Origin of the sequence: Roseomonas genomospecies 6 (genome assembly GCF_008365375.1) — a bacterium.
Classification (GTDB): domain Bacteria; phylum Pseudomonadota; class Alphaproteobacteria; order Azospirillales; family Azospirillaceae; genus Azospirillum.
Genome location: NZ_QOKW01000045.1, coordinates 24,831 through 33,195 on the forward strand (window position 1 = coordinate 24,831; position 8,365 = coordinate 33,195).

The window sequence follows — 8,365 nt, forward strand, 5'->3', positions numbered from 1 at the left end:
CGTTCGTCGCGGAAAGCAGACTTCACAGCACAAAGCCTTCCTGAACATCGCTGCATGATGGGGCCGCATAGAGGGAAGAGGCAGACCGTAAGAACACAATGGTAAATCCGTCTGCCCCGCCGCCATCGGCGCAAACCCTGCGCCACCCTGCCGGTTGTGGAATTCTTAACCCACTGATAGGGGTATCGGGCTAAGGTCGAGCGGAACGACCACACCCCCCATAAGTGCGAACGCGGTGACCATGCAGCAGCTTGACCGTCCGAACGAACCGCCGGCCGAAGCGCTGAAATCCGGCTTCGGCATGCTGAACGGCCAGTCGATCCTGGTGACGGGGGGAAGCGGGTCCTTCGGGCGGCGCTTCGTGGAGACGGTGCTGCGCCACGCCAGTCCGCGCCGGGTCATCGTCTTCTCCCGCGACGAGTTCAAGCAGTACGAGATGCAGCAGCAGCTCGGCCCCGAATGGGCGTCCACGCTGCGCTTCTTCATCGGCGACGTGCGCGACCGCGAGCGGCTGGAACTGGCCATGCGCGAGGTGGACGTGTGCGTCCACGCCGCCGCGCTGAAGCATGTGCCGGCCGCCGAGTACAACCCCATGGAGTGCATCCACACCAACGTCTATGGGGCGGAAAACGTGGTGCGCGCCGCGCTGAACACCGGTGTGAAGCGGGTGATCGCCCTGTCCACCGACAAGGCGGCCAACCCGGTCAACCTCTATGGCGCCAGCAAGCTGGCGTCCGACAAGATCTTCATCGCCGCCAACAACCTGTCCGGCTCGCTCGGCACGCGCTTCTCGGTGGTGCGCTACGGCAACGTGGTGGGGTCCCGCGGGTCGGTGATCCCGCTGTTCCGCCGGATGATCGCGGAAGGGGCGGAAGCCCTGCCGGTCACCGACGAGCGGATGACCCGCTTCTGGATCACGCTGCAGCACGGGGTGGACTTCGTCGTCTCCTGCATCGCGATGATGCAGGGCGGGGAGATCTTCGTGCCCAAGATCCCCAGCATGCGCATCACCGATCTGGCCCACGCGATGGCCCCGCACCTGCCGCACCGGCTGGTCGGCATCCGCCCCGGCGAGAAGCTGCACGAGGTGATGATCACCGAGGACGATTCCCGCCAGACCTTCGAGCTGCCGGACCGCTTCGTCATCGAGCCGGCCTTCGCCTTCTGGACGCACGAGCCCTACCAGCGTCTGGGCGCGCGGCCGGTGGCCGACGGCTTCCGCTATGCCAGCGACACCAACACCGACTGGCTGGACGGCGCGCGGCTGATGCGGCTGATCGCGGAAGCCCCGTGATGGCCGAACCGGCGCCCGGGACCCCGCTCTCCTTCCTGCCCTACGGGCGCCAGGACGTCGATCAGGCCGACATCGACGCGGTGACCGCGGTCCTGCGCGGCGACTGGCTGACCCAGGGACCGGCGGTCGAGGCCTTCGAACGGGCGCTGTGCGAGCGCACCGGGGCGGCCCACGCGGTGTCCTGCGCCAACGGGACCGCCGCCCTGCATCTGGCCACCCTCGCGCTGGGGCTCGGCCCCGGCGACGCGGTGGTGGTGCCCGCCGTCACCTTCCTCGCCACCGCCAACGCCGCCCGCTACGTGGGGGCGGAGGTCGCCTTCGCCGACGTCGATCCCGGCACCGGCCTGATGGGACCGGAGCAGGCGGAGGCGGCCATGGAGCGGGCGGAGCGTGCCGGCTGGCGGGTGCGCGCCCTGGCGCCCGTGCATTTCGCCGGGCAGACCGCCGACATGGCCGGGCTCGGCGCGCTCGCCGCCCGTCACGGGCTGGCGGTGATCGAGGACGCCTGCCACGCCATCGGCAGCGTGGACCTGACGCCGGACGGGCGCGCCCTGCCGGCCGGTTCCGGCGCCTTCGGCACGCTCACCGCCTTCTCCTTCCACCCCGTGAAGACCATCGCGGCGGGCGAGGGAGGGGCCGTGACCACCAACGACCCGGATCTCGCCGCCCGCCTGCGCCGCTTCCGCAACCACGGCATGGAGCGGGACCCGGCGGAATTCGAGGACCGCGAGGCCGCGTTCGACGGAAGCGGCTCGGCCAACCCCTGGTACTACGAGATGGCGGAGCCGGGCTTCAATTACCGCCTGACCGACATCCACTCGGCGCTCGCCCTCAGCCAGTTGACGCGGCTGGACGCCTTCGTGGAGCGGCGGCGGCATCTGATGGACCTGTATGCGGAGCGTCTGGCTCCGCTCGCCCCGCTGGTCCGCCCGGCGGTCCGCGTTCCCTGGTGCCGCCCGGCCTGGCACCTCTGCGCCGTCCGCATCGACTTCGCTGCCGCCGGGCGGACGCGGGCGGGGGTCATGGCCGATCTGCGGGCGCGGGGCGTCGGCACTCAGGTCCACTACATCCCGGTCCACCGCCAGCCCTACTGGCGCAAGCGGTGCGGCAACCTCGCCCTGCCCGGCGCCGAAGCCCATTACGCCCAGACCCTGTCGCTGCCCCTGTTCCCGGCAATGGCCGACGCCGACGTGGACCGGGTCGCCGGGGCTCTCGCCGAAACGCTGGGCTTGCCCGCTCCGATATAACAACCCGGCGTCGTTGCTGGACAGTTTTCTCCCTTCCAAAAATGCGCTATGCCAAGCGTCATCTGGAACGCTTCGGAGCAGGGTCATGGCCGAGGGTACTGTGGACTATTACGCGATGGTCGAAGAGGCCTGGCAACTGAGCGACACCGCGCGCGACTATGTGAAGAACGCGGGCCGCGACGTGGACAATGCCGAGCTGTGGGAGAAGGTCTTCGCCTCCTCGCCTCTGATCGACCTGGAGCGCACCCGCGCCGAAGGCGGCCAGCCGCTGCAGAAGATCTTCTTCAAGAACCCCTACGGCCTGCAGTACCGCGCCGACCACAAGGACTGGATACCGTTCCGCCACGGCGCCCTGGACCCCGCCTATCTCCAGGCGATCTGAGGCACACGGCGATTCCAGACGGTTTCGCGGAGGCCGCCCGTGCCGGCCCGTCTTCCCGCGCGCCCGTCCGGCCGGCTTCGGTCCCTGGCGGCTTGGGTCATGGCCGGAAGGACCGGCGGCTTTCCGGCCTTGCCGGAAGCTGTCCCTTCCGCGCGACAGCCTGCCGCAGGATAGTGCCTCCGTCACGATTATCCTGATAAGACAAGCAACCATAAAACGCCGGGTCCGCCCCGTCCCATACTGGAAACGGACGGTCCTGCGGATGTCGACAACAAGGGTTCTCCATGCGCATCGCGATGATCGGTACGGGCTATGTCGGGCTGGTGTCCGGCGCCTGTTTTTCGGAATTCGGCGTCCACGTCACCTGCGTCGACAAGGACGCCGGCAAGATCGAGCGCCTGAAGCGCGGTGAAATCCCGATCTACGAGCCGGGTCTGGACGAGCTGGTCGCGCGCAACGTCGCCGCCGGACGGCTGTCCTTCACGCTCGACCTGAAGGAAGCGATGGCCGGCGTGGACGCCGTGTTCATCGCGGTGGGCACCCCGACCCGGCGCGGCGACGGCCATGCGGACCTCTCCTACGTCTACGCCGCCGCCGAGGAGATCGCCGCCAACCTCGACCATTACACCGTCGTCGTGAACAAATCGACGGTCCCAGTCGGGACGGGCCGTGAGGTGAAGGCGATCATCCGCCGCACCAACCCGACCGCCGACTTCGACGTGGCGAGCAACCCGGAATTCCTGCGCGAAGGCTCGGCCATCGGCGACTTCATGCGCCCCGACCGCGTGGTCATCGGCACCTCCTCGGAGCGCGCCGCCGAGGTGATGCGCCGTCTCTACCGGCCGCTCTACCTGATCGAGACGCCGATCGTCCTGACCTCGCTGGAGACGGCGGAGCTGACCAAGTACGCCGCCAACACCTTCCTGGCCGCCAAGATCACCTTCATCAACGAGATCGCCGACCTGTGCGAGAAGGTGGGGGCCAACGTCCACGACGTCGCCCGCGGCATCGGGCTGGACGGGCGCATCGGCAAGAAGTTCCTCCACCCCGGCCCGGGCTACGGCGGCTCCTGCTTTCCCAAGGACACGCTGGCCCTGGTGCGCACCGCCCAGCAGGTGGGCAGCCCGCTGCGCATCATCGAGACGGTGGTGGACATCAACGACAAGCGCAAGAAGCAGATGGCCGAGCGCATCGTCGCCGCCTGCGGCGGGTCGCTGGCCGGCAAGACCGTCGGCGTGCTGGGCGTCACCTTCAAGCCCAACACCGACGACATGCGCGACGCCCCGTCGCTGGACATCGTCCCGGCGCTCCAGGCCGCCGGCGCCACCGTGCGCGCCTACGATCCCGCCGGCATGCACGAGGCCGAGAGGCTGCTGCCCGGCGTGGTCTGGACGCAGGACGCCTACGGCGCCCTGGAAGGGGCCGACTGCGTGGCCATCCTGACGGAATGGAACGAGTTCCGCGCGCTGGACCTGAAGCGGGTCAAGAGCCTGCTGAAGAGCCCGGTCATGGTCGACCTGCGCAACGTCTACAATCCGGAAGACATGGCCGCCGCCGGCTTCGCCTACTCCTCCATCGGGCGGCCCACGGCGCCGCCCCAGAACGTCTGAAGCGATCCGGTCCAAGGAGGTCTGTCGAGACCATGAGCGAAGCCCACACTTTCCATCCGACCGTGCTGCGCGAGTATGACATCCGCGGCATCGTCGGCAGCACCCTGACCGCGGCGGACGCCCGCGCGGTCGGACGGGCCTTCGGCACCGTGGTCGCGCGGGGCGGCGGGAAGACCGTCTGCGTCGGCTACGATGGCCGGCTTTCCTCGCCGGAGCTGGAAGCCGCCATGGTGGACGGGCTGGTCGCCTGCGGCCTGCATGTGCTGCGCATCGGGCTGGGCCCCACCCCGATGCTGTATTTCGCCACCCGCGACCGGGAGGCGGCGGCCGGCGTCATGATCACCGGCTCCCACAACCCGCCGGACTACAACGGCATCAAGATGATGCTGGGCAAGGGTCCGGTCTACGGCCAGCAGATCCTCGACCTGGGCGTCATCGCGTCGAAGGCCGACTATGTGTCCGGCGAGGGCTCGTCGGAGCGGATCGACGTCAGGGACGCCTATGTGGACCGCATGATGCGGGACTATGACGGCACCCGCGACCTGACCGTCGCCTGGGACGCCGGCAACGGCGCCAGCGGCGAGATCCTGCGCCGCCTGACCGCGAAGCTGCCCGGCAGGCACATCCTGCTGTTCGACGAGATCGACGGCAATTTCCCCAACCACCACCCGGACCCGACGGTCGAGAAGAACCTCGTCGACCTGAAGAAGGCGGTGGCGGAGAACGGCTGCGACATCGGCATCGGCTTCGACGGCGACGGCGACCGCATCGGCGCCATCGACCATCTGGGCCGCGTGGTCTGGGGCGACCAGCTCGTGGCGATCTACGCCGCCGACGTGCTGAAGAACCACCCCGGCGCCACGATCATCGCCGACGTGAAGGCCAGCCAGACGCTGTTCGACGAGATCGCCAAGCTGGGTGGCAACCCGCTGATGTGGAAGACCGGCCATTCGCTGCTGAAGGCGAAGATGGCCGAGACCGGCTCTCCGCTGGCCGGCGAGATGTCGGGCCACATCTTCTTCGCCGACAAATGGTACGGCTTCGACGACGCGCTGTACTGCGCGGTGCGGCTGATCGGTCTGGTCAGCAAGCTGAACCAGCCGCTGTCGGAGCTGCGCGACCGCCTGCCGCCGGTGGTGAACACGCCGGAGACCCGCTTTCAGGTGAGCGAGGAGCGCAAGTTCCAAGTCGTCCAGGAAGTGAAGGCCCGGCTGAAGGACGAGGGTGCGGACGTCAACGACATCGACGGCGTGCGCGTGAAGACGGCGGACGGCTGGTGGCTGCTGCGCGCCTCCAACACCCAGGACGTTCTGGTCGCCCGCGCGGAGTCCGGCACGCCCGAGGGGCTGGAGCGGCTGAAGGCCATGGTTGTGGCCCAGTTGGAAGCCTCCGGCCTCCAGGCCCCCTCCTTCGAGGACGGCGGCAGCGCCCACTGATCGGCCAAAACGAAAAGGCCCTTCCCTGTGGCTGCGGGGAAGGGCCTTTTTCTTTGCCCGGCTTCCGGACCGGAGCCGGTGAGAATTCTCACCGCCTCGCGTGGGGAAGGGATCGGTGAGAATTCTCACCGGTTCCGGTCAGCCCTCCTCACCGTTCCCATTCCCGCTGCCCAGAATGGCGTCGATGGAGCGGCGCAGGTCGCGCAGGACCTCGCGGTCCACATCCTCCAGCCGCTTCGGCTTCTCCTGGAAGGCCAGCAGGGCTTCCCGCGTGCGCAGGATGTTGCGGGAGACGCGCAGGCTGAAGGCGCTGAGCACCGCTTCCGGCTCGTCCCGCGATCCCGTTGCGGCAACGCCCGACGCGCGGGGCTCGGGAAGGGGCTGCTCGTTGGTCAGGCTGTCCAGAAGGCGCATCTGTGCCCCCGGGTCGTCGAGGGCCGCGATCTGGTAGAGCTTGTAGCGGGCGACCTTCTTCTCCGCGCCCTCGTAGCGTTCCCGCACCGCCGGGGCGATCTTGGTCAGGCCGAGGGTCCGGGTGATCTCCGCCTTGTCGCGCCCCATGATCTGGCCGAGGTCGGCGTGGGAATAGCCGTGCTTCTCCACCAGGGCCACGAAGGCGTCGGCCTCTTCGAAGGGCGTCAGGTCGGCGCGCAGGACGTTCTCCACCACCGCCACCTCGGCAGTGTCGATGCCGTCCGGCACCAGGATGCAGGGGATCGTCTGCTGGCCGAGCGCGCGGACCGCGCGCAGGCGCCGCTCCCCGAAGACGAGCTGGAAGCGGCTCGGCCCCAGCTCCCGCACGCCGATCGGCTGTTGCAGGCCGTATTTGCGGATGGAGTCCGTCAGGGCGGCCAGTTCCGCCTCGTCGAAGCGGCGGCGCGGCTGGTCGGGGTTGGCCTCGATCCAGTCCACGTCGGGGTAGACGAGCCGGACGCCCTGCTCCGGCTCCGCGAAGACGGCGAGCGCGCCGCGGCTCATGGCGTTCAGCCGGGCGAGGTTTCCGGTTCCGAGCTTACGCGACATTGGCCACCTCCACGCGCTTGCGCCGCTCCACGGCAATGGCGTCGGCGAGCGCCCGGTAGGACGAGGCTCCCGGCGCGTCCGGCACCGCCTCCAGCGCGGCGCGCCCGGCAAGCGCCGCGTCGCCGTAGATCGTCGCCCGCGGCACCGGCGGGAAGATGCGCAACGTGCTTCCCAGCGCGCTGTGAAGCTGCTCCAGCGTCACCTGATGCTGGTTCAGGCGGGCGTTGTGCATGGTGGGCAGGATGCCCAGGACGGCCAGGCTGGGGTGGCAGCGCCGCTTCAGCTTGTTGATCGTCTTCAGCAAATGGTTCACGCCGATGGAGGACAGATATTCGGTCTGACAGGGGATGACGATGACGTCCGACGCCACCAGCCCGTTGGCCGTGCATTGCCCCAGGTTGGGCGGGCAGTCGATGAAGATGAAGTCGTAGGCTTCCCGCGCGTCCTGCAACCGCTCCCGCAGGGCCATCGGGCCGCTGGGGTCGGCGGTCAGCTCCACCTCGACCGAGGCCAGCTCGATGCTCGACGGGGCGATCTCCAACCCGATGTCGCCGACCGGGACCACGATGTCCTCGACGGCGACCTCCTCCCGCAGCACATGGGCAAGCGACTTGCGCCGGCCCTCCTCATACTCGATCAGATCGATGCCGAGATGCGCCGTGGCGTTCGCCTGCGGGTCGGCGTCGATGATGAGCACGCGGTAGCCCTCGCGCGCCAGGATGCTGGCGGTGTTGACCGTGCAGGTGGTCTTGCCGACCCCGCCCTTCTGGTTGGCGAGGCAGACGACCAGCGCCGGGCCGTGCTTGCCGTCCACCACCGCCGTCTCTTTCAGCAGGAAGCGGACGACCGCGTCGGGGATCTTCTCGCTGTTGCTTTCCCACCGGGAAATCTTGGACCGGTCATAGCGCCGCTCCAGCCGCTCGTTCAGCCAAGCCGCGAAATCCGGCTGTGAAAGTTTGCGCTCCTCGCGCAGGAGCCTCATGTCTTCGCCACGCACGTCAACCTCCACAGCGAATGCGCTTGCCGTGTTCAACCGATACGACGGAGCCCCGAATCGGTCAAGGTTGACGGTCACCCCCGTTGCATCAACAGCCGGCATCAACAGGAAAAAGCGCCGGTCCGGGGGAGGGTATCCCCGAACCGGCGCTTTTCGAACCGCCTCAGATCACAGGCTGGCCCGGATCACAGGCTGATGAAGGCGATGTAGTTCTGGTCGCCCATGGTGCCGGTGGTGATGGTCATGGCGCCCACGCTCTTGCCGGCGAAGGTCATGCTGGCGTCGATGCTGCCGTTGCCGTCGATGTCGCAATGGACCGTGGCGCCCTTGTAGCCTTCGGCGCCGTCCATCTCCTCCCAGCGCAGCGTGGAGGTGC

The 8,365-nt window shown here is 68.5% G+C and carries 8 protein-coding genes; 5 read left to right on the top strand and 3 right to left on the bottom strand.

Annotated elements, in window-relative coordinates; translation table 11 throughout:
- Positions 1–241: 241 nt before the first annotated feature.
- The 5 genes from pseB (at position 242) to pgmG (ending at position 5,969) form a co-directional block, all read left to right on the top strand.
- Positions 242–1,294 (top strand): UDP-N-acetylglucosamine 4,6-dehydratase (inverting), encoded by a 1,053-nt coding sequence (gene pseB / locus DS843_RS29240; RefSeq protein ID WP_149472334.1) that lies wholly within the window; start codon positions 242–244, stop codon positions 1,292–1,294.
- The gene (gene pseC / locus DS843_RS29245; RefSeq protein ID WP_149472335.1) at positions 1,294–2,541 is read left to right on the top strand and encodes a UDP-4-amino-4,6-dideoxy-N-acetyl-beta-L-altrosamine transaminase; all 1,248 of its coding nucleotides are present in this window, start codon (positions 1,294–1,296) and stop codon (positions 2,539–2,541) included. The genes pseB and pseC overlap by 1 nt, the downstream gene beginning before the upstream one ends.
- Positions 2,542–2,626: 85 nt before the next feature.
- Positions 2,627–2,923 (top strand): hypothetical protein, encoded by a 297-nt coding sequence (locus tag DS843_RS29250; protein WP_149472336.1) that lies wholly within the window; start codon positions 2,627–2,629, stop codon positions 2,921–2,923.
- 284 nt (positions 2,924–3,207) lie between these two features.
- Positions 3,208–4,533 (top strand): UDP-glucose dehydrogenase family protein, encoded by a 1,326-nt coding sequence (locus DS843_RS29255; RefSeq protein WP_149472337.1) that lies wholly within the window; start codon positions 3,208–3,210, stop codon positions 4,531–4,533.
- A 32-nt stretch (positions 4,534–4,565) separates the two neighbouring features.
- Positions 4,566–5,969, top strand: coding sequence for a phosphoglucomutase/phosphomannomutase PgmG (pgmG, locus tag DS843_RS29260; RefSeq protein WP_149472338.1), 1,404 nt, complete (start codon positions 4,566–4,568; stop codon positions 5,967–5,969).
- 138 nt (positions 5,970–6,107) lie between these two features.
- On the opposite strand, the gene DS843_RS29265 is transcribed toward pgmG, so the two are convergent.
- The 3 genes from DS843_RS29265 to DS843_RS29275 form a co-directional block, all read right to left on the bottom strand.
- Positions 6,108–6,992, bottom strand: coding sequence for a ParB/RepB/Spo0J family partition protein (locus tag DS843_RS29265; RefSeq protein ID WP_149472339.1), 885 nt, complete (start codon positions 6,990–6,992; stop codon positions 6,108–6,110).
- A complete protein-coding gene (locus DS843_RS29270) occupies positions 6,982–7,989 on the bottom strand; it encodes an AAA family ATPase (RefSeq protein WP_286192395.1) in 1,008 nt (335 codons plus the stop codon). Before DS843_RS29270 ends, DS843_RS29265 begins: the two co-directional genes overlap by 11 nt.
- Positions 7,990–8,174: 185 nt before the next feature.
- Positions 8,175–8,365, bottom strand: a 191-nt coding sequence (locus tag DS843_RS29275; protein ID WP_475849455.1) for a hypothetical protein, incomplete at its 5' end; no start/stop codon positions are given.